General features: G+C 59.3%; 15 protein-coding genes. 8 read left to right on the forward strand and 7 right to left on the reverse strand.

Annotation, left to right across the window (positions count from 1 at the left end; translation table 11 throughout):
* Window positions 1–8: 8 nt before the first annotated feature.
* The 3 genes from kdpC to AGR2A_RS20555 are packed head-to-tail and all read left to right on the forward strand — an operon-like array spanning window position 9 to window position 4083.
* The gene (gene kdpC / locus AGR2A_RS20545) at window positions 9–575 is read left to right on the forward strand and encodes a potassium-transporting ATPase subunit KdpC (protein WP_072493319.1); all 567 of its coding nucleotides are present in this window, start codon (window positions 9–11) and stop codon (window positions 573–575) included.
* Between the two features lie 54 nt (window positions 576–629).
* Entirely contained in the window at window positions 630–3344 is a 2715-nt protein-coding gene (locus AGR2A_RS20550) for a sensor histidine kinase (protein ID WP_072493318.1), read from the forward strand.
* A gap of 49 nt (window positions 3345–3393) precedes the next feature.
* Window positions 3394–4083, forward strand: a complete 690-nt coding sequence (locus AGR2A_RS20555) for a response regulator transcription factor (RefSeq protein WP_006697199.1) — start codon at window positions 3394–3396, stop codon at window positions 4081–4083.
* 30 nt (window positions 4084–4113) lie between these two features.
* Here the strand turns inward: AGR2A_RS20555 and AGR2A_RS20560 are convergent, their stop codons facing one another.
* Window positions 4114–5166 (reverse strand): low specificity L-threonine aldolase, encoded by a 1053-nt coding sequence (locus tag AGR2A_RS20560; RefSeq protein ID WP_004445845.1) that lies wholly within the window; start codon window positions 5164–5166, stop codon window positions 4114–4116.
* A gap of 370 nt (window positions 5167–5536) precedes the next feature.
* Between AGR2A_RS20560 and gltB the strand changes: the two genes are divergently transcribed.
* Both gltB and AGR2A_RS20570 read left to right on the forward strand, forming a co-directional pair.
* Window positions 5537–10282, forward strand: coding sequence for a glutamate synthase large subunit (gltB, locus tag AGR2A_RS20565; RefSeq protein ID WP_006697197.1), 4746 nt, complete (start codon window positions 5537–5539; stop codon window positions 10280–10282).
* A 179-nt stretch (window positions 10283–10461) separates the two neighbouring features.
* Window positions 10462–11916 carry a glutamate synthase subunit beta gene (locus tag AGR2A_RS20570; protein WP_072493316.1) on the forward strand — a complete coding sequence of 485 codons (1455 nt, stop codon included), beginning with the start codon at window positions 10462–10464 and terminating at the stop codon, window positions 11914–11916.
* An 82-nt stretch (window positions 11917–11998) separates the two neighbouring features.
* On the opposite strand, the gene AGR2A_RS20575 is transcribed toward AGR2A_RS20570, so the two are convergent.
* The 4 genes from AGR2A_RS20575 to AGR2A_RS20590 all read right to left on the reverse strand — a co-directional run bounded on the left by AGR2A_RS20575 (window position 11999) and on the right by AGR2A_RS20590 (window position 16795).
* On the reverse strand, window positions 11999–13354 hold the full coding sequence (locus AGR2A_RS20575; protein WP_072493315.1) for a sensor histidine kinase: 1356 nt from the start codon (window positions 13352–13354) through the stop codon (window positions 11999–12001).
* Window positions 13351–14025, reverse strand: coding sequence for a response regulator transcription factor (locus AGR2A_RS20580; protein ID WP_004445841.1), 675 nt, complete (start codon window positions 14023–14025; stop codon window positions 13351–13353). The genes AGR2A_RS20575 and AGR2A_RS20580 overlap by 4 nt, the downstream gene beginning before the upstream one ends.
* A 245-nt stretch (window positions 14026–14270) precedes the next feature.
* Window positions 14271–15506: an SGNH/GDSL hydrolase family protein gene (locus tag AGR2A_RS20585; RefSeq protein ID WP_072493314.1), complete on the reverse strand. Its 1236-nt coding sequence runs from the start codon at window positions 15504–15506 to the stop codon at window positions 14271–14273.
* A 65-nt stretch (window positions 15507–15571) separates the two neighbouring features.
* Window positions 15572–16795 (reverse strand): lytic murein transglycosylase, encoded by a 1224-nt coding sequence (locus tag AGR2A_RS20590; protein ID WP_004445839.1) that lies wholly within the window; start codon window positions 16793–16795, stop codon window positions 15572–15574.
* A gap of 195 nt (window positions 16796–16990) precedes the next feature.
* Between AGR2A_RS20590 and galU the strand changes: the two genes are divergently transcribed.
* On the forward strand, window positions 16991–17878 hold the full coding sequence (galU, locus tag AGR2A_RS20595; RefSeq protein WP_004445838.1) for a UTP--glucose-1-phosphate uridylyltransferase GalU: 888 nt from the start codon (window positions 16991–16993) through the stop codon (window positions 17876–17878).
* A gap of 58 nt (window positions 17879–17936) precedes the next feature.
* Here the strand turns inward: galU and uppP are convergent, their stop codons facing one another.
* Entirely contained in the window at window positions 17937–19430 is a 1494-nt protein-coding gene (gene uppP, locus AGR2A_RS20600) for a polysaccharide biosynthesis protein UppP (RefSeq protein WP_072528473.1), read from the reverse strand.
* A 410-nt stretch (window positions 19431–19840) separates the two neighbouring features.
* Between uppP and AGR2A_RS20605 the strand changes: the two genes are divergently transcribed.
* Complete coding sequence (locus AGR2A_RS20605; protein WP_035208590.1) at window positions 19841–20206, forward strand: PAS domain-containing protein; 366 nt, start codon at window positions 19841–19843, stop codon at window positions 20204–20206.
* Window positions 20207–20264: 58 nt separating this feature from the next.
* The gene (locus tag AGR2A_RS20610; protein ID WP_006697193.1) at window positions 20265–21260 is read left to right on the forward strand and encodes a KpsF/GutQ family sugar-phosphate isomerase; all 996 of its coding nucleotides are present in this window, start codon (window positions 20265–20267) and stop codon (window positions 21258–21260) included.
* Window positions 21261–21294: 34 nt separating this feature from the next.
* Here the strand turns inward: AGR2A_RS20610 and AGR2A_RS20615 are convergent, their stop codons facing one another.
* On the reverse strand, window positions 21295–21759 hold the full coding sequence (locus AGR2A_RS20615; RefSeq protein WP_006697192.1) for an NfeD family protein: 465 nt from the start codon (window positions 21757–21759) through the stop codon (window positions 21295–21297).
* Between the last annotated feature and the right edge of the window lies 1 nt (window position 21760).

Here is a 21760-nt window from a genome sequence, read left to right on the forward strand (position 1 = left end):
TAAAGACAATGTTTAGACAGCTTCGTCCCGCACTGGTGCTGATCCTCGCTACCACGGCCATCACCGGCCTTGCCTATCCGCTCGGCATGACGGGCCTGGCGCAGGCGCTTTTTCCCGCGCAGGCCAATGGCAGCCTGATCGAAAAAAATGGCACGGTGGTCGGATCGCAATTGATCGGGCAGGCCTTCACTGGCGAGACTTATTTTCATGGTCGTCCTTCCGCCGCCGGCGATGGCTATAATGCGGCCTCGTCCTCCGGCTCCAATCTCGGGCCGACGAGCGCCAAGCTTATCGACCGGGTGAAACAGGATTACGAGGCCGCGAAAGCTGAAAATCCGGCCTCGTCGGTGCCGGCCGATCTGGTGACGGCCTCGGGCAGCGGCCTCGATCCGCATGTTTCGCCGGAAGCCGCCTATTTCCAGGTTCCGCGTGTCGCCAAAGCGAGGGGCATGGATGAAGCGGCATTGCGTGCCATCGTTGAGCGTCACGTCGAAGCTCCGGAACTCGGCTTCATGGGCGAGCCCGTTGTAAACGTTCTTGCGCTCAACATGGCTCTTGACGCGGCCGGCTCATGAATTGAAATGGCTATGGCTTGTTCGCAAGCCATAGCCTCGACCACTGGTGGTTAAATGCCTGACGATATCAGCAACATGCCCGGCCGGCCGTCGCCCGATGCGCTTCTGGAAAACGCCAGGCGCGAGGCGCGGGGCCGGTTGAAGATTTTTTTGGGCGCCGCACCCGGTGTCGGCAAGACCTATGAAATGTTGATGTCAGGCCGGGCGAAGCTTGCGGATGGCGTCGACACCATTATCGGCGTCGTGGAAACGCATGGCCGCAGGGAGACCGAGGCATTGGTCGAGGGGCTGGAGGTCGTCCCTCGCAAACGTATCGATTATCGCGGCCAGATGCTGGAGGAGATGGATATCGACGCGATCCTCGCGCGTCGTCCCGCCCTGGTTCTGGTCGATGAACTTGCTCACACCAATGCTGCAGGCAGCCGCCACCCCAAGCGTTATATGGATGTTCAGGAAATCCTCGGGCAGGGCATCGACGTCTATACAACGCTGAACATCCAGCATGTTGAAAGCCTGAATGATGTGGTGGCGCAGATCACCCGCATCCGTGTTCGTGAAACCGTGCCCGACAGCATCATCGACCGGGCCGATGATGTCGAAATCATCGATATTACGCCTGACGACCTCATCAAGCGGCTGCAGGATGGCAAGGTTTACCTGCCCCGTACGGCACGGCGCGCCATCGAGAATTATTTTTCGCGCGGTAACCTGACGGCATTGCGCGAGCTGGCGCTCCGGCGCACCGCGCAGCGGGTGGATGAGCAATTGCTCAATCACATGCAATCCCATGCCATCTCTGGCCCCTGGGCGGCCGGAGACAGGGTTCTGGTCTGTCTTGATCATGGCGGCAACGGCCCCGGTCTTGTGCGTTATGCCCGAAGGCAGGCGGACCGGCTGCGCGCACCATGGACCGCACTGCATCTCGACACGCCGCGGTCGCAGCAATTGTCGGAGGCGGAGAAGGACCGGCTGGCCGGCACCATGCGGCTTGCCCAGCAGCTTGGCGGCGAGACGGTAACCCTGCCGGCGCTAGACCTGACGCGGGAGATCATCTCCTACGCCAATACAAACAATTTCACCCACATCATCATCGGTCGCCCGCGAAAATCCTGGTGGCAGCGAATTTTTCAGCGCTCGCTGACGCATGATCTGATCGACCATGCCGGCGATATCAGTGTGCACGTCATTTCCGGCGACAAGAATGAAGAGAAGCCGGCGCAATCCGTGAAGGCCGCACCGTCCCGCTCGCGCTGGTCGATAGGCTCCTATCTCAACAGCACGCTGTTCGTAGCGCTCGCCATCGTTGTCGGCATCGTGCTTGACCGGACGCTCGACGTTCAGAATCTGGCGCTCGTTTTTCTCATGGCCGTGCTGGCGGCCGCTGTTCGCGGAGGACTTGGACCTGCGTTATATGCCTCGCTGCTTGGCGCCGTCGCATTCAATTTTTTCTTTCTGGAACCACGATACACGCTGACGGTCAGCGCGCCGGACAGCGTTCTGGCGTTGCTTTTTTATCTCGGAGTGGCGCTTGTTGCCTCCAACCTCACGGTTGCGGTGCAACGGCAGGCGGCCTCGGCGCGGGTAAGGGCGCGCACGACGGAAGATCTCTATCTGTTTTCCAAAAAGCTTGCCGGAACGGCCACTCTGGATGATGTGTTGTGGGCTACCGCTTACCAGATGGCTTCGATGTTGAAGGTGAGGGTGGTGCTGCTTCTGCCTGAGAACAACGCCATTGCCGTCAAGGCCGGTTATCCGCCCGATGACACGCTGGTGGATGCCGATATCGCGGCCGCGCAATGGGCATGGGAACACGACAAGGCGGCTGGTCGCGGCGCAGACACATTGCCGGGCGCCCGGCGGCTTTATCTGCCGCTCCGCACCGGCAGCGGTGCCGTCGGCGTCGTCGGGTTGGATGATGACCGAAGCGGGCCGCTTTTGACACCTGAACAACAGCGCCTGTTTGATGCGCTGGCCGACCAGGCTGCACTCGCGATCGAACGTATCCAGCTTGCCTCGGATGTCGACAAGGCAAGGCTGGCCGCGGAAACCGACCGACTGCGCACAGCACTCCTCACCTGCATTTCCCACGACCTCAAAACCCCGCTCGCGGCTATTCTGGGTTCGGCCGGAACGCTGAAGGACTTTGCCGAGGACATCCCGCCCGATGCGCGCGCCGATCTGCTTTCGACGATCGTTGAGGAATCCGAACGGCTGAACCGCTTCATCTCCAATCTTCTCGATATGACGCGGATCGGATCGGGTGCAATGGAGCCGAATTACGGGCTGCATTTCCTTGGCGACATGGTCGGGACAGCGCTTTCGCGTGCCGCGAAAATCATTGTGCGGCATGAGGTTGTCCTGGATATTCCGCCTGATCTGCCGATGCTTAGGGTCGATCCCGTGCTATTCGAACAGGTCCTGTTCAACCTCATAGACAACGCGGCCAAATATGCTCCCGGACACACGGTCATCGAACTTCGTGGCTGGCGGCAGGGAAGGCACGTCTTCCTGTCCGTGGCCGATGAGGGGCCGGGCTTTCCTCCCGAAGATGCGGAGCGGGTGTTCGACAGCTTCTACCGGGTGCGCAAGACCGATCAGGTGCAGGCGGGAACCGGACTGGGGCTATCCATCTGCAAGGGTTTCATCGAGGCCATGGGTGGTTCGATTCGTGCGGAGAACAGGCAGGGTCGGGGAGGTGCGCAATTCACGGTAACTTTGCCCGTTCCCGCCAACGCGCCTGTGCTAGATCATGAAAAGGGCGCCGCCTGAGCCGAAATGGCGACCCCGCTCCCACTACGCCGCCAAAGGAGACCCTGGAATGACCAATTCCGCCGTTAACATTCTGATCGTTGACGATGAACCGCCGATCCGCAAGCTTTTGCGGGTGGGGTTGTCGACGCAGGATTATACGGTAAGCGAGGCGATGAATGCGAAGGTGGCGATGGAGCTGGTCGAGCAGGACAAGCCCGATCTCGTCATTCTCGATCTCGGCCTGCCGGATATGTCGGGACACGATCTTCTGGCGAAATGGCGCAGCGAGGGGGTGGCGTTGCCGGTCATCATCCTGTCCAGCCGAACCGATGAAGCAGGTATCGTCAAGGCACTCGAACTGGGAGCCGACGACTACATTACAAAGCCCTTCGGCATGAACGAACTCGTCGCCCGCATCCGTGTCGCGCTGCGCCACCGGCTCCAGAGCCAGGGTGAACGGCCTGTCTTTCAGACCGGCGATCTTTCGGTCGATCTTGTCCGGCGTATCGTCAGGGTGGAGGACCGGGAGGTGAAGCTCTCCCCGAAGGAATACGATATTCTGCGGGTGCTGGTTCAGCACGCAGGCAAGGTGCTGACGCACCGCTTCCTGCTGGAGCACGTATGGGATGAACTGACCGACGTGCAATATTTGCGGGTCTATGTGCGCCAATTGCGCCAGAAGATCGAAAAAATCCCCGACCAGCCCCGTTACATCCTGACAGAAACCGGGGTGGGTTACCGGTTGCAGGAGGTTTGAGGGCGCCGCAAGGCGACGCCCTCCGATATCTCAGACGGCAGCGCAGATGGACAGGAATTCATCTACATCGGCCTCGGTCGTCGCAAAGCTGGTGACCATGCGGATCAGTACTTCGTCCTTGCCGACTTTTTCCGGCATGTCGCGCGGTTCCAGCCAGTCATAGAACCTTGCGCCTTTTTCCGTCGCTGCTTGCGCGGCTGCCTTTGGCAAAATGGCGAAAACTTCGTTGGCCTGGGTCGGCCAGGCGAGGCGCGCGCTGTTCAGCGAGCCGAAGCCCGCGCGCAGCCGGTTAGCCATGGCATTGGCATGGCTGGCGAGACCGAGCCAAAGATCATCCTGCAGATAGGCTTCAAACTGCGCTGCTATGAAACGTGACTTCGAAAACAGTTGCGCTGTGCGTTTGCGCAGGAACGAGAAATCCCGAGCGAGCGAAGGATCGAAGAAAACGATCGCTTCCGCGCACCAGCAGCCATTTTTCGTGCCGCCGAAAGACAGCACGTCAACGCCGCGTTTCCAGGTCATTTCAGCCGGCGTGGTGTCAAGCGCGGCCAGCGCATTGGCAAAACGCGCGCCGTCCATATGCAGCGGCAGGCCGTTTTCCTTGGCGATTTTGGAGATGGCTTCAATTTCGTCGAGTGTGTAGACGGTGCCGGCTTCGGTCGCCTGCGTCATGGTGATGGCGGCGGCACGGCCGTGGTGAACGGCATCCTGCGGATAGCGGGCAATGCGCTCGATCAGGTTTTCCGGCAGCATCTTGCCGTTCGGCCCTTCGACTGCGACCATGCGCATGCCGGAAAAGAAATCCGGCGCGCCGCATTCGTCCTCGATCACATGGGCTTCCGAATGGCAGAAGGTGAGGCCGCCGGCGCGAGCGATGCTGGCCAGCGAAAGCGAATTGGCCGCCGTGCCGGTGGCGACGAAAAACACCGCAACCTCGCGCTCGAATATCTCGTTGAAGCGCTTTTCGATGGAGAGATCGAGTTCGCTGGTGCCATAGGCGGAGGCAAACCGGGTGGATTCCCGCGAAAGCCGTTCATTGACGGCCGGGTGGGCGCCAGCCCAATTGTCTGAAGCAAAAAACATCTCTGAAGGCTTTCCGATAGCTGGGGTTCTGATTGGGAAATGCATGGAGCGACGACTGGCAAAGTTCTAGGACCTAACTCCGCGATTGGCAAATCCGGCAATGAAAGCAATGGGGAGGCGGGATTTGCGACAGAAAGTTTCGCACAATAGGTCAGTATCGAAACTTCGCTATAAAACGACGGTCTCACTAATTGGATTCGCGCCCTTGCCAATTCCGCCGGTTTCTGCCAAAATCCTCGGGAATTGAGACAGTCTTACTGTCCTAAATTTGATCCAGCCGGCGAGAATGCGGATTTTGCCAAAGAGCGAAATTTGCGTCGCGCCGGACCTTCGCATGAAACCGTGCAAGTAATTTGCAGGAGGGACAAAAATGACGAACAAGCCGCAGGCGGATATCGCCGCCGCAACCCTGACCACTGACTGTCCCACCGCGGCTGCGGCTGCACCCGTTTCTGCGAAAGCGCGTTTCGCGGGCGGCTTGCCGGAAAGGCAGGGTCTTTACGATCCCGCCAATGAACATGATGCCTGCGGCGTCGGCTTTGTCGCCCATATGAAAGGCGTCAAGTCGCACCAGATCGTCAAGGACGGCCTGTTCATCCTTGAAAACCTGACCCATCGCGGCGCCGTCGGCGCAGATCCGCTGATGGGCGATGGTGCGGGCATTCTCGTGCAGATTCCCGACCGCTTCTTCCGCGAGGAAATGGCCGCGCAGGGCGTGACATTGCCGAAGGCTGGCGAATACGCCGTCGGTCATATCTTCATGCCGCGCGATCCCTCCCGCATCGAGCACTACAAGAAGGTCATCGTCGACGTCATCGGCGAAGAGGGCCAGCAGTTCCTTGGCTTCCGTGATGTCCCGGTCGACAACTCCTCGCTTTCCAAGGCGCCGGATATCGCAGCGACAGAGCCGCACCACGTGCAGGTCTTCATCGGCGCCGGCCGCGATGCCGCGAGCAATGCCGATTTCGAGCGCAAGCTGTTCCTCATCCGCAAGGTTCTCTCCAACCGCATCTATGACGAAGGCGGCGGCAAGGAAACGCAGGATTTCTATCCCGTTTCCCTTTCTTCCTCGACCATCGTCTATAAGGGCATGTTCCTCGCCTATCAGGTGGGCGCATATTACAAGGACCTTTCGGACCCGCGTTTCGAATCGGCTGTCGCGCTCGTGCATCAGCGTTTCTCCACCAACACCTTCCCGTCGTGGAAGCTGGCGCACCCCTATCGCATGGTCGCCCATAACGGCGAAATCAACACGCTGCGCGGTAATGTCAACTGGATGGCGGCGCGTCAGGCATCGGTTTCGTCCGCGCTGTTCGGTGACGACATCTCCAAGCTCTGGCCGATTTCTTATGAAGGCCAGTCGGACACGGCCTGTTTCGACAACGCGCTCGAGTTCCTCGTCCGCGGCGGTTATTCCATGGCCCATGCCGTGATGATGCTGATCCCGGAAGCCTGGGCCGGTAACCAGTCCATGTCTGCCGAACGCAAGGCATTCTACGAATATCACGCAGCCCTGATGGAGCCGTGGGACGGTCCCGCCGCCGTTGCCTTCACCGACGGCAAGCAGATTGGCGCGACGCTCGACCGCAACGGCCTGCGCCCGGCCCGTTACCTCGTCACTGATGACGACCGCATCATCATGGCCTCCGAGGCCGGCACGCTGCCAGTGCCGGAAGAGCGCATCGTCAAGAAGTGGCGTCTGCAGCCTGGCAAGATGCTGCTGATCGACATGGAAAAGGGTGCGATCATTTCCGACGAGGAAGTGAAGCACGAGCTTGCCGCCAAGCATCCCTATCGCAGCTGGCTTGATCGCACGCAGCTCATCCTTGAAGAGCTGAAGCCTGTCGAACCACGCGCGCTGCGCCGCGACGTGTCGCTGCTCGACCGCCAGCAGGCCTTCGGTTACACCAGCGAAGACACCAAGCTCCTGATGTCGCCGATGGCGACGACGGGCCAGGAAGCCATCGGCTCCATGGGCACGGATACGCCGATTTCGGCCATGTCCGACAAGTCGAAGCTGCTCTACACCTATTTCAAGCAGAATTTCGCGCAGGTCACGAACCCGCCGATCGATCCGATCCGCGAAGAGCTGGTCATGAGCCTCGTGTCGTTCATCGGCCCGCGTCCGAATATTCTCGACCACGAAGGTGCTGCCCGCGCCAAGCGTCTGGAAGTGCGCCAGCCGATCCTGACCAATGGCGATCTGGAGAAGATTCGTTCCATCGGTCACACGGAAGACCGTTTCGACACCAAGACGCTCGACTTCACCTATGATGTGGAGCGCGGTGCCGAAGGCATGCCCGAAATGCTCGACCGCCTCTGCGAGCGGGCCGAATCCGCCGTCCGCGGCGGTTACAACATCATCGTTCTGTCCGACCGCCAGCTTGGCCCGGATCGCATCGCGATCCCCGCACTTCTGGCGACAGCCGCCGTGCACCACCACCTGATCCGCAAGGGCCTGCGTACCTCGGTCGGTCTCGTCGTCGAAACCGGTGAGCCGCGCGAAATCCACCATTTCTGCCTTCTGGCCGGTTATGGTGCGGAGGCGATCAACCCCTATCTCGCTTTCGATACCCTGCTCGACATGCACAAGCACGGCGCCTTCCCGAAGGAAGTGTCTGATGATGAAGTCGTTTATCGCTATATCAAGGCGGTGGGTAAGGGCATCCTCAAGGTCATGTCCAAGATGGGCATCTCCACCTACCAGTCCTATTGCGGCGCGCAGATTTTCGACGCCATCGGCCTGTCTTCGGAATTCGTCGAGAAATATTTCTTCGGCACCGCTACCTCCATCGAAGGTGTCGGCCTGACCGAAATCGCCGAAGAAACCGTGGCGCGCCACACAGCGGCCTTTGGCAAGGACCCGATCCTTGCCAACACGCTCGATATCGGCGGCGAATACGCCTATCGCATGCGCGGCGAAAGCCATGCCTGGACGCCGGACGCCGTCGCCTCGCTGCAACACGCCGTGCGTGGCAACAGCCAGGATCGCTACCGCGAATTCGCCGGCATGGTGAACGAAACGGCGCTGCGCATGAACACCATTCGCGGCCTGTTCAAGGTCAAGTCGGCGGAAGCACTCGGTCGCAAGCCAGTCTCCATCGATGAGGTCGAACCGGCAGCCGATATCGTCAAGCGGTTCTCGACCGGGGCCATGTCCTTCGGCTCAATCAGCCGCGAGGCGCATACGACGCTCGCGATTGCCATGAACCGCATCGGCGGCAAGTCCAACACGGGTGAGGGCGGAGAAGAATCCGACCGCTACATGCCGCTGTTGAACGGCCAGCCGAACCCGGAACGCTCCGCCATCAAGCAGATCGCATCCGGTCGCTTCGGTGTGACGACGGAATACCTTGTCAATGCCGACATGCTGCAAATCAAGGTAGCGCAGGGCGCAAAGCCCGGCGAAGGCGGCCAGCTGCCCGGCCACAAGGTGGATGCGACGGTTGCAAAGACCCGTCACTCCACCCCGGGCGTCGGCCTCATTTCGCCGCCGCCGCATCATGATATCTATTCCATCGAAGATCTGGCGCAGCTGATCTACGACCTGAAAAACGTCAATCCGGAAGCCGATGTGTCGGTGAAGCTGGTGTCGGAAGTCGGCGTCGGAACGGTTGCGGCCGGTGTCGCCAAGGCGCGTGCAGACCATATCACCGTCGCCGGTTTTGATGGCGGCACGGGCGCGTCACCACTGACGTCGCTCAAGCACGCGGGTTCGCCCTGGGAAATCGGCCTTGCCGAAACCCAGCAGACGCTTGTGCTGAACGGTCTCCGCTCGCGCGTTGCCCTGCAGGTGGATGGCGGTCTGAAGACCGGCCGCGACGTCATCATCGGCGCGCTGCTCGGTGCGGATGAATTCGGCTTCGCCACCGCGCCGCTGATTGCGGCGGGATGCATCATGATGCGCAAGTGCCATCTCAACACCTGCCCTGTCGGCGTTGCCACGCAGGACCCGGTTCTGCGCAAGCGCTTCAAGGGCACGCCGGAACATGTCATCAACTACTTCTTCTTCGTGGCCGAAGAAGTGCGCGAAATCCTTGCCTCGCTTGGCGTGACCAGGCTGGACGAGATCATCGGCGCTTCCGAACTGCTCGAGAAGGATGAGATGCTGGCGCATTGGAAGGCGAAGGGTCTGGATTTCAGCCGCATCTTCCATAAGGTCGAGGCACCCAAGGAGGCGACGTTCTGGACCGAACGCCAGAAGCATCCGATCGATGACATTCTCGACCGCAAGCTGATCGAAAAGTCGCTGCCGTCGCTGGAAAACCGCGAACCCGTGGTCTTCGAAGTGCCGATCAGAAACGTAGACCGCTCCGCCGGTGCGATGCTCTCCGGCGCGCTCGCCAAGCGCTGGGGCCATAAGGGTCTGAAGGATGACACGATCCATGTGACGCTGCGCGGCACGGCGGGCCAGTCCTTCGGCGCGTTCCTCGCTCGAGGCATCACCTTCGATCTGGTGGGTGACGGTAACGACTATGTCGGCAAGGGTCTTTCGGGTGGCCGCATCATTGTGCGCCCGCCGGAAAACGCCCGTATCGTCGCGGAAAACTCGATCATCGTCGGCAACACCGTGCTGTACGGCGCCATAACCGGCGAGTGCTATTTCCGTGGCGTGGCTGGCGAGCGTTTCGCGGTGCGTAACTCCGGCGCGGTTGCGGTTGTCGAAGGTGTCGGCGACCACGGCTGCGAATATATGACCGGCGGCATTGTGGTCGTTCTTGGCGAGACCGGCCGCAACTTCGCGGCCGGCATGTCCGGCGGCGTGGCTTATGTTCTCGACGAGAAGGGCGATTTCGCCACGCGTTGCAACATGGCCATGGTTGAGCTGGAGCCGGTTCCGGAAGAAGACGACATGCTGGAAAAGCTGCACCATCACGGCGGCGACCTCATGCACAAGGGACGTGTCGACGTTTCCGAAGACATGACTCGCCACGACGAGGAGCGTCTTTACCAGCTGATCTCCAACCACTTCCATTACACGAACTCGTCGCGTGCCAAGGATATACTCGATCGCTGGAGCGAGTTCCGTCCGAAGTTCCGCAAGGTCATGCCGGTTGAATACCGTCGTGCGCTTGAGGAAATGGAGCGCATGCGCATGGGCGTGGCGGCGGAGTAATCCGCCGCGTGAGGACACTACACCACCTGATCTCGCTGATAACAGCGGTCGCCATTCGTGGCGACCACTTGGACGGGCGGCGAGACCGGATTTGAGTTCATCGTGCTGGGGCGGCTTTGGGTTTCGCCACCTGGTACTGGGGCCCGACAGGCGCTCCGCTTTGATGTGAGGACATAAACGTGGGCAAGGTTACAGGTTTTCTGGAGATCGACCGGCAGGTGGGCAAGTATCAGCCCGCATCGGATCGTATCCGCCACTTCCGCGAATTCACCATTCCGATGTCGGATGCCGAGGTGCAGAAGCAGGCGGCGCGCTGCATGGACTGCGGCATTCCCTATTGCCACGGCCCGACAGGCTGTCCCGTGCACAACCAGATCCCCGACTGGAACGATCTGGTCTACAATAACAACTGGGAGGAGGCGATCCGCAACCTCCATTCCACCAACAACTTCCCCGAATTCACCGGTCGCGTCTGTCCCGCCCCCTGCGAGGAGGCCTGCACGCTGAATCTTGAGGATGCGCCGGTCGCGATCAAGACCGTCGAACAGGCTATTGCCGACAAGGCCTATGAGCTGGGCTTCATCGTGCCGAAGCCGGCGACGGTCCACACCGGCAAGAAGGTCGCCATCATCGGTTCCGGTCCTTCGGGTATGGCGGCGGCGCAACAGCTTGGCCGCGCCGGCCACGAGGTTCACGTCTATGAGCGTGAATCCAAGCCCGGCGGCCTGCTGCGTTACGGCATCCCCGATTTCAAGATGGAAAAGAACTTCATCGACCGCCGTGTCGAGCAGATCAAGGGCGAAGGTGTTACCTTCCATTGTGGCGTCAATGTCGGCGTCGATGTGACGGTGGAGGCGCTTCTCGCCGACCACGATGCCGTGCTTTATTGCGGCGGCTCGGAAACCCCACGCCCGGCCGGCATCGGCGGTGCGGATCTGCATGGCGTTTATGATGCCATGCCCTATCTAGTGCAGCAGAACCGGCGCGTCGGTCGTGAAAACATTGACAGCGTTGGCTGGCCGGCCGATCCGATCCTCGCGGGCGGCAAGCATGTCGTCGTTGTGGGCGGTGGCGATACTGCATCCGACTGCGTTGGCACGGCGTTCCGCCAGGGTGCTGTTAAAGTCACCCAGCTCGACATACGCCCGATGCCGCCGGAAAAGGAAGACAAGCTGGCGGTTTGGCCTTTCTGGGCAACCAAAATGCGCACCTCGTCTTCGCAGGCCGAAGGCGCCATCCGCGAGTTCCAGGTGGCGACCCTCGAATTCGTTGGCGAAGACGGCGTGCTGACAGGTGTGAAGTGCTGCCAGGTGGATGACCGACGCAAGCCCATTGCCGGCACGGAGTTCATCATCAAGGCCGATCTCGCCTTCATCGCCATCGGCTTTTCCGGTCCCTTCACGGACAGCGTTCTGAAGGAAATGGACGGCAAGCTGACACTCAACACGGACCGCCGTGGCTCCACAAATGTCGTCGCCAACGAGACGGATTACAGGACCTCTGTCGACAAGCTCTGGGCGGCGGGCGATGTGCGCCGTGGCCAGTCGCTGGTGGTCTGGGCGATCCGCGAAGGCCGTCAGGCGGCGCGTGCTATCGATGAAGCGCTGATGGGCGCGACCGTTCTTCCGCGCTAAGCCGGCAAATGGATAAAAATGGAAAGGCCTGTCGCACCCGCAACAGGCCTTTTTTTGATGTCAGAAAACGAGCGCTTCTTTTTCAGCAATAGGGAAGCGTAATCCGGAAGCAGGCCCCACCGCTGGATGAATCGCCGATAGTAATATCTCCGCCGTGATACCGCACGATTTCCTGCACGAGATTAAGCCCGAGGCCCGTGCCCCGGTCTCTAGGTTGCAGGCGATGAAAGGCATCAAAGACGAGTTCCCGCTCCTTTTCAGGAATGCCGTTGCCTTCGTCGGCGATCTCTATCACCCGATTGGCCGCCACTGTCATCGTTATGGTTCCGCGGTTGCCGCCGTGTTCTATGGCGTTTTGCACGATATTCATCAGGGCTCGCCGCAGGGAAGGGTCGTCCGCAAGTGCAAGGATCGGTTCTTCCTCCGGTTCAAATGAGAGCTCATAACCCTGCGAGATGGCAAGCGGTGCCATATCGGCAACAACCGATCTGCATAGATTGACCAGATCGAGCGGCACCAATGGCGCCTTCTGGCCGCCGAGACGCTGCAGATCGAGCAATTGTTCGGCCAGCACGCCGATACGGTTGGCATCCGCCAAAATCCGGCTGCGTGCGGGCCCTTCCAGCAGAGTTTCGACACGCGTCTGTAGAATGGCGACCGGCGTGCGCAATTCGTGCGCGGCGTCGAGAATGAAGCGCTTGTGCCGTTCATAGCCATCGTCCAGGCGCTTGAGTGCACCATTGACGGCGTGCACCAGCGGCTGCACTTCCCGTGGAATATCATTGTCGGGCAAGCGATATCCGCGTCTGTCGATATCGATCGCTTCCGCGGTTTTGGCAATCGTCGAGAGTGCCCGAAATTCCCTGCGGATGATCAAGGGAATTGCTATCGTGGTCGCAATGGAGATGAGGACGAGGACCGGGAAAATCATGATGTTGGAAAACAGCAGAACAGGGAGCGTCATGCTGAAAAGATCGCCTTTTCCGACCATCACGAACTCTCCGGCTGGCCCGGATGCACGGCGAACGACCGCAAGGTAAAGAACGGCAAAATAGGAGTAGGACATCCCGGCTTCGCGAATGTTCGAAATCTTGATGTCGTTTAACTCCTTCTCCATGTTGCTGTAGGCCTCGGGCACAGGGCCACCCTGGATGAGCTCATCCTTGTCGCTCAGCGCAACAAACCAGAAATCGGGCATTTTTTCCCGGAGTTTGGCATATTCGGCTGTCTCGTTCAGCGTAAGCTTCCCATCCGTATCGCGGATCAAAGCGTTTGCAGTTATCTGCGCCGCCTCCGAGCTAAGAAGAGCGCTGCCGACGCCGTCGCTCAACAGATAGGCAAAGAACGCGACGCTGACGATCAACAGACTGCCGATCTGGAAGAGGAGCAGTTGAATGGTCAATCGCCGCTTCAGTGACTTTCTCTTTGACAATCTCATCCCGTCGCCCTCAAAAGATATCCCACGCCGCGAATGCCATGCACCTCCACGGCGGCGTCCGCAGCCTGCAATTTGCGCCGCAAGCGGGAAATGTGGGAATCGAGCGCATTGGACTGGATTTCATCGTCAAAGTTATAGACGGCCTCTTCGAGCAGCGAGCGCAGCACTGTTCTGCCCTGTCGTCGCAGCAAGGCTTCGAGAATCAGCAACTCCCTTCTCGTCAGCGGAAGAAACGCGCCGTTGATACGCACTTCGCGCGTCTCGAAACAAAACTCCAGCCTGCCGAGTTTTGCCGTCATCGCCACGGTTCCGGCGGGTCGGCGCATCAGGGCGCGAATGCGGGCAAGTAGCTCCTCGACAGCGAAAGGCTTGGCCATATAGTCATCTGCACCGAGGTTCAGGCCCTTCACCCGATCCACGAGCCCGCCCTGGGCCGTCAACACTATGACGGGTGGGGTGACCGGCAGCAGACGCAGATTTTCTATCAGTTCGATGCCGTCACCATCGGGCAGTTGCCGGTCCAGCACAACGAGATCGTGGACACCATCCATGATGGCGTGTCGAGCGAGATCCAGTGTTCCGACCGTATCCACGATAATATCGAACCGATGGAGCGCGGCAGACAGGGCCGCTGCCATCTCACGTTCGTCTTCAACAAGCAGCAGGCGCATGAATTCGTCTCGGCATTGTCTGCACGCTTAGGGTGAAGCGTACACATGGAGTCAAAAACGACGGTGCCGTTGACGCTCATGGCAAGCGACGCGTCGCCGTCGAATACATTCGCCATGCGAAATCGGTGGAGCGGCGGAGGTTTGTGGCCGATCTCCGCATTCCTGCAAAGCTGCAGCTATCCTGTCATCGTGGGATTGCCTGAACATTACGCCGACCGACTGGGCGGCAGACGGCGGGCAAGCTTCTATTGCTTTGCCTGTGTGGTATCGGGCGTAATCCGATAGTCATCGATGCGGCCTGCCGGCGCATCGGCCATTTCGCCACGCTTGGTCAGCCTTTCGCGCGGGGATTCCACAACGGAGACGCGTGTTGGCGCGGCCGAAAGAGGGACATCCCCGAGCAGTTTGTCGCCGCCATCGAGAGCGGGATCGGTAAGGCTGATCGACTGGGTGCGCACCTGTCCCGCATCGATGCCAAGTGCCGGCAGGGAGGTGAGTGCCGGCAGATTGCTGCCGTCCAGTTTCACAAGGTCCGGTCCGGCGCCGTCGAGGTGCCGGCGGACGAATTTCTCGACGTAAAAGGCAAGCTTGCGCTTTCCGGCCTGCGTCATGCCGATACCGTCGGCCTCACGCAGGCGGGCCTGCTGACCGTTCATGTCGTAACCGGTGATGACGAATTTGCCGGCTTCGTCGACAAAACCGTCCCAGACATCCACGAACTCGCCGCCGAATTTTTCCACATGGCTGCGGTAAAGCCGGTTGAACCCAACGAGATCCGCAGAAAGCGAGGGAGACTGGAAGGCGGGCAGACCCACCCATAATAGCGGCACTTTCGGACGGCCGGCGAGGGTGAGAAGCTCATCGATCCGCCTCTCATATTCCTTGAGCCATACCTCCGTGCCGAATTTTTCCTTGATATCGCCGATCTGCATCTGCTGGCGATCGTTCGAGCCCATCATGATGACAATGGTGGCGGGGTTGGTCTCGCTTATGAACTGCGGCAGGTTTTTGAACCAGTCGTAATAATCGGTGCGCACCAGGCCGGAAGAGCCATTGGCACGCACATCTACCGCGATTGCCGGCGAGCTGGCAAAGGCATTGACCAGCTCTTCCCCCATTCCGCCGGCGAGGAAATCACCGATAACAAGGACGCGCCTGGCATTTTCAAGCTTGGCGGCAGGCTCCGGCTTAGCGGTTCGCATCTGCACCACCGAAGGCGCTTTCCTTGCTGGTTGCGGGCGGGTAACCGATCTTTCACGCGGCGCGGATGGAAAATCGCGCCGGTTGCGGGGCTGGTATTCGCGGCCTGATCCGCCATCGCGGCCCACCGGCCTGCCGAAGAGCATTTCAAACAGGGTGCGCCGCTGTTCCTGTGCCAAGCTCTCGGAGGGAACGAGCGGCATGGCAAGAACAGCGGAAAGAAGGACAGCGCAGAAACGCCAGCCGGTTCTTCCAGTTTTTTCCGCAGGTTTCGTACTCATGACATCGGCCCTTCCGGATATTTCGGCGGCGTTTCGTAATTGCCGCCGAACTCGCCGGCACATTATCAGTTGCGAAGGGCTCTCAGCAACCGCTGCGACGGCTGGCCGTCCGCGTCCATCCCCATGCGTGACTGGATGGCACTGATGGCGGCCTTGGAACCGGAGCCGAAGTTGCCGTCGACTTCACCGTCATAATAGCCGAGTTCCTTCATGCGGGTCTGGAGTTCGAATTTTTCGCGAATATCCAGCGTACCGTCCGGACGCGGCCACTTCTGCTGCATGCCGCCGTAACCGGCGATTTCATCCGCGAGCAGTCCGACGGCGAGCGCATAGCTGTCGGAGGCGTTGTATTTCTTGATGGTGAAGAAGTTCTTCATCATCAGGAAGCCCGGGCCGTTTGCCCCGCCCTGTAGTTTCAGCATCGCGCGGTCGGAGCCACGGGTGAAATTCTTGCCGTTGGGGCGGGTGAAGCCAAGCTTTGCCCATTCAGCGATGGTCTTCGTCTGGCCTTCATACCGCGCGCCGCCACGCGGAACGGCGGTTTCGTAACCCCATGTCCGGCCGGGCTCCCAGCCGTTTTTCGCGAGAAGATTGGCGGCAGTTGCGAGAGCGTCCGGGACGGAATGCCAGATGTCCCGTTTGCCATTGCCATCCGCATCTACCGCGTAGAGCAGGTAGCTTGTCGGGATGAACTGTGTATGGCCCATCGCGCCGGCCCAGGAGCCCGTCAGCTGTTTGGGGGTGACGTCACCCGCCTGAAGGATCCTGAGCGCGGCAATCAATTGCGTACGCGCGAATTTGGCGCGCTTGGGATCGGAATAGGCGAGCGTTGCCAGTGCCTGCGGGATGTTGTGCAGACGCTCCGGCTTTTCGAGAACCGCGCCGTAATTCGATTCCATCGACCAGATGGCGAGAATGATGTGCTTGTCGACGTTGAAGTTGCGCTCGATCCAGTTGAGGGTCGTCGCGTGCTTCATCTTCATTTCGCGGCCAATCCGCACCGTGTACGGATTGACGCGGGAGTCGAGATAATCCCAGATTTGCGTTGTGAATTCCGGTTGGAAAGTGGCCTTGCGCAACGCGTCGGGATCCGGCTCGCTAACGCCGGCAAAGGCTTTCTGATAGGTCGCCTTGCTAATGCCTTCTTTCGCGGCTGTTGCATAGAACTGGTTGATCCACTGACGGAATCCCGCATCGGCGCGGGCCGAAACCGGCGCCAGTGAGATTACGAGGCCAGCAGCCACCATGCAGCCGAATTTGCGGACATCTGAAAGGATCATCTTTGTCATCGTCTGTCTTTCGTTCTCTCGAATGTCATTTCGATTGCGAAAACGCATCGGGCGTCATCATGGATAACAAAAGAACGTCAACAAATTCTTTACCATTAATAGATGGTAGCGTCACCCTTTACAAAACGTTGTTGTTTTTGAAATAACAACAGCGTGCGGGGATTGTGATCAAGTGTTATCTCTCAGGAGGAATATGTGGTAGAACATAAGAAAATTCGGAAGGCCGTATTTCCCGTCGCAGGTCTCGGCACGCGCTTTCTGCCCGCAACCAAAGCAGTTCCAAAGGAAATGCTCACCGTCGTAGATAAGCCGGTTATTCAGTACGTCGTCGATGAAGCGGCAGAAGCGGGTATCGAGCATTTTGTATTTGTCACCGGCCGCGGCAAGGCGGTGATCGAAGATTATTTTGATATTCAATTTGAACTTGAACAAATGCTGCGCGAGCGCAACAAGAATGCCGAGCTGACACTGCTGGCTGGCCTTCTGCCCAAGGCAGGCACCGCAAGCTTCACGCGCCAGCAGGTGCCGCTCGGCCTGGGCCATGCGGTCTGGTGCGCCCGTGATATCGTCGGCGACGAGCCCTTCGCCGTGCTTTTGCCTGACATGATCATGCATTCACAGAAAAGCTGCCTGAAGGGCATGGTCGAACTTTACGACCAGACCCAGGGCAACGTCATCGCCGTGCAGGAATGCGCTCCCGACCAGACGCATAAATATGGTATCGTCGGCGTTGGCGAGACCGTGGGTGAGGGTTTCAAGATCACCGAAATGGTTGAAAAGCCTGCAAAGGGTACAGCGCCTTCGAATTTCTACATTAACGGTCGCTATATTCTTCAGCCCGAGATTTTCGATATTCTCGAAAATCAGGAGCGTGGCGCCGGTAATGAAATCCAGTTGACGGACGGCATGCTGACGCTTGCCAAGTCGCAAGAGTTTGCAGGCTATCATTTCCGCGGTCAGACCTTCGATTGCGGCGCCAAGGATGGCTTCATTCTGGCCAATGTCGCTTTCGCTCTCGAGCGCGGCGATATCCGTCCGGCAATCGAAGAGCCGATCAAGGCCCTGATCGACGGGCTGAAGTGAGAGACCAGAGAATAGATGACAAAATCCCGGCCTTCGCGCCGGGATTTTTATTTGGCGCTTATCGCTTCAGGACAAGCCCTGCACCGACGCGAAGTTCGCTGCTGTCATAAACCGGTGTCCACTGGTAGCTGACATCGGCAGTCAGATCGAGATAACGGTTGAGACCCCAGGTCAGGCCGGCTCCCGCCGTATATTCCACGGCGTCCTCCGTATCGGAGGAGGGGAATGTGCGATGCACGATTTGGCCGGTCAATCGCGCTACCAGATTGCTGCGCAATTCGTGGGTCAGCCCGGCATCCAGGCGATAGGAAACCCATCCGCCCTGCGGGCCGCCGGCGAAATCCTCTATTGTCGTGCGCAGGCCAAGATTGACATTCGTGCCGCGCTGGGGTGACCAGTTAAGTTCGCCGTCCAGCGTCAACGCGCCGATCGACGCAAGGCGATCATCGTCATATTGTTTGCGCAGATAACCGATGGCGGCTTCGCCACGGGTCTTTTCGCCGAGATCGACCTCTGCCCCAATCTTCGCCCCATAGGCATTGGATGAACGGGCATAACCGGAATTGTCGAGGCGGCTGTCATATTTCGTTGTGCCGGCGTTCAGTTCGAGGAAGGGGATCAGCGCTGGTGACAGCTCATAGCCGAGGCGTCCGCGCAGATTCGCACCATTCTGGTCACGGTCACTGAGGCTGATCGGCCGGCCATCGAGACCCTTCGCGTCGGTATACACCGTACGGGACAGGTCAAGCGCGGCCAGACCTCGCAGCTTGCCGAAATCCCGCTCTATCGATGCTCCGGCGCTGAAACGGTGTTCGCCACCCTGCACGGCGGCGCCGGTCAAGGCATTGGGATCGGTCGTGTCTTCACGGCTGAATTCGTAACCGGCCTTGAGGTTGGCGGTTGTTTCTGATCCGAGGTCAAGACGCAGATCGGCCTCTATCCGCGCCCTTGGTTCTTCTCCGTCCTTATCACCGAAGTTTTTCTCCCACGCGCCGTCTCCGGTGACGGTCAAAGCATGGCGGGACCAGTCGCTGGTGAGCGTTCCGCGTATGCCTGTCGTCAGATAGTTTCGTCGCGAGGGACCACCCGTATTTCTCTGTTTTTCCGTGTTGATGGTCTGACTGATCGAAGGCCTGAGCAGAAGGGTGCCCAGCCGAATTCCCGGAGTCTGTCCGGGTTCGGTAACAACGCGTGGGTTTTCGCCCCCGTCCACGGTCGGCTCATAGGGGTTGTCTGCGTCGGCATAGGGCTGCCCCGCTTCGTCCTGCTGCTCGGAAATCGCGTCACCAGGATTATTTGAGGGACGCCAGAGTTGGGGCGTGGGTACAGGTGCCGTTGTGGCCTGGGCCGTACCCGCCATTGTCCCGGGGGTCGGTGCGGGAGCGGCGGAGCCAATGCCATCGGTCGTGGTAGCGGCGCCCGGCATTGCCGGGGCGGCAGTCGCCGTCTGTGCAGAAGCATCTTCGTGGTGGTAAAAAAGCGTGCAGGCGAGCAGCAGGGTTGCTGCTTTCCGCGACGTCGGCAGACGTGTGGCGGTGCCCTTCACAGTCATTCCTTTTCACCCGGCGAATGGGCCGAATGCCGGACCGACAGTCCGCCAATACATTGCCGCAGGCCCCAGTCAGAAAGGCCGACGAAACGACATGGACAAACCAGGGACCAAACAGTCGACGCAAGTTTTAACATCGCTTTAACAATAGGTTTTTTATGGTTAACAGTTGATAAAGATCGCCGGAATTTCCTGGTGTCACGGGGAGGCGTCCTGGAGTACCGTCCACTCCCGTTACCTGCGCGCACCGGTCAGAGCTGGCGGCAGCGGGGCTGTTCGCAAATGCAAATTCCTAATATGAAAAGATTAAAACGTTTCAATTTGGCACGGAATCGCCCTATGATTAACGAAAGTTGACCTTCCATTGCCCGGCAAATCGTATTGAATTTTATTTTGTGTGACGGTGTAGTTTCATGAAAGCCGTTTTGAATATCAAACAGGTCGGTTTCTATTGTTGGGATATTACCAATGACCGCTTCTATTTGGATGAAGTGTGCGCTGAACTACTCGGAATTCCACTAAGACAGGCAATGCAGGGCATCAGTATTTTCCAGATACTCGAAAAAGTGGATCTGGATCATCGGAATCGGGTTATAGAGACCGCCTTGAACACCCTGAAGGATGCGAGCTTCTACAATCAGGAATATGCCGTGCGCCGCACCGACGGTTCGGTTTCCTGGGTGAGGACCGCTGGCCGATATCTCGTCGATGAAGAAAACATTCCCTTTAAGCGGCTGGGAACCATGGAGGAAATTTCTCCGCCGGATCTGCGCCACTGAAGCAGGCGGTTTCCGGCAGGGAGTGGACTTATTCCGGCTGAAAGAGTAACAGTCGGCCATGATTACGCGCGCCGTCAACTTGGTCGAAGACAATGCCATCGAATCCGCCGTACGGACGATTTCGATGGAGCGGGCGGGCCTTGCCGCCCTCGAGACGGCTCTGCGAGACGGTCTCTCGGTCCCCTTCTGCAAGGCGATCGAAACAATCGGCCAGTCGAACGGCCGTCTCATCATAACCGGTGTGGGCAAAAGCGGGCATATAGGTGCGAAGCTGGCGGCCACCTTTGCGTCCACTGGAACGCCGGCATTTTTTGTCCATGCGGCGGAGGCCAATCACGGCGATCTGGGCATGATCGGCGGCGACGACGTGGTTCTCGCCATCTCCAAGGGTGGGGAAAGTGCCGAATTGCGCAGCATTATCAATTATTCGCGCCGCTTTTCCATTCCGCTGATCGCGCTCACCTGTTCCGAGACATCATCTCTGGCGAAGGCTTCCGATATCGTATTGCTGGTTCCCAATGAGCAGGAAGCCTGCCCGCTTGGCCTTGCGCCCACAACCTCCACATTGATGCAGCTTGCACTTGGTGATGCCCTTGCTGTTGCGCTGCTGGAAGCGCGCAATTTTACGGCCGGCGATTTCAAGGTATTTCACCCCGGCGGCAAGCTGGGCGCCAGTCTCACGCTGGTCAGCGACATAATGCATACCGGCGATCGTGTGCCGCTGGTCAAAAGGGGAACGGCCATGCCGGAAGCCGTGGGTGTTCTCTCCCGCAAGCATTTCGGCTGCGTCGGCGTTCTCGATGAGGACGGGCGTCTGTGCGGCATCGTCACCGAGGGGGACATGGCGCGCAACCTGTCGCGCAATCTTGCCGAATTGACTGTGGACGATATCATGACCCGGACGCCCAAGACGGTCAAAAAATCGGTCCTGGCAACGGGTGCGCTGGCAACGCTCGAAAAATTCCACATCGGCGCATTGATCGTGGTCGATGACGATAACCGGCCGATAGGACTGGTGCATTTCCACGATCTGCTGAGAATCGGCGTGGCCTGAGGCCAGCCGATCCTGAGAAGGCTGATCCTGAAACCTATCGCTCTAACGGCTCGACTGTCAGCGTTCGTCCCCGGGCGGAAGCGATCTTCACCCGGGTTCCCGCCGGCAGGTCTTCACCGTTGACCGGCCACCAGGTATCGTCCAGCCTGATACGGCCCCGCCCTTCGACAATCGGTTCCTGAAGCGTCGATGTGCGGCCGACAAGGCTTGCCTCTCGCTGGTTGAGGAAGGGCTCGTCGCTTGTCGCCCGGTTTCTGCCGAAGTATTTCCGGCCGAGCAGAGCGAAAACGACGGAGAGCGCGGCAAACATCACTAACTGCAATTGCCACGCCCAAAACGCTGTTTGCCAAAGGAGCAGGGAGAGCGCACCGATGACCAGTGCGGCAAGGCCGATCCAGATCAGAAAGACGCCGGGGGCGATGAGTTCGGCAGCGAGCAGCACGAAAGCGACGATCCACCAGCTCCATGGTCCAAGTTCCGTGGCAAGCCCTTGCAGCATC

The sequence above is a fragment of the Agrobacterium genomosp. 2 str. CFBP 5494 genome, assembly GCF_900013495.1.
GTDB classification, from domain to species: Bacteria; Pseudomonadota; Alphaproteobacteria; order Rhizobiales; family Rhizobiaceae; genus Agrobacterium; species Agrobacterium pusense.